The sequence below is a fragment of the Mangrovimonas futianensis genome, assembly GCF_021245805.1.
GTDB lineage: Bacteria > Bacteroidota > Bacteroidia > Flavobacteriales > Flavobacteriaceae > Mangrovimonas > Mangrovimonas futianensis.
This window is the reverse complement of the sequence record NZ_JAJJNF010000040.1, coordinates 1-392: the sequence shown is the minus strand read 5'-3', so window position 1 is coordinate 392 and position 392 is coordinate 1. Positions and strand designations below refer to the sequence as shown.

At 33.9% G+C, this 392-nt stretch carries 1 protein-coding gene; it reads right to left on the bottom strand.

All coding sequences use genetic code 11. The features are described 5' to 3' along the window. The coding region (locus tag LOK78_RS16445) for a hypothetical protein (RefSeq protein ID WP_232635673.1) at positions 1-392 on the bottom strand (392 nt) is incomplete at both ends.

Here is a 392-nt window from a genome sequence, read left to right as displayed (position 1 = left end):
ATAGAACAGAAAAATGTTGGTTCAATTGAGTCATGTGGTACTCTAGGAACCTGCATTGCATTTTAAAAATGGATACCAGGTTTTGATCAAAGTTACCCTTTTCAATATAATCAGTTAACCATTGTGTTAAGAGATGTATGGTTTTCGCCTGTTCAGTATATTTTTTTATCAAATAACCGAAAGCTTCTTTTGATAGGGTTTCTTTCTTTTCGATCAATTGAAAGATATTTTTTTCTAGGCGGCCACTCTTGCCAAAGAAATAAATATTGTTACGATCTTCTCGCCATTTAATAGGGCCTTCATAGTGGTCTATTATCAAAACGGTATCTATCCATTCCAATTCTTCAAGTTTGTCCAATTTTGTCGAATAATCCGGTGGTATAACGTCTCTA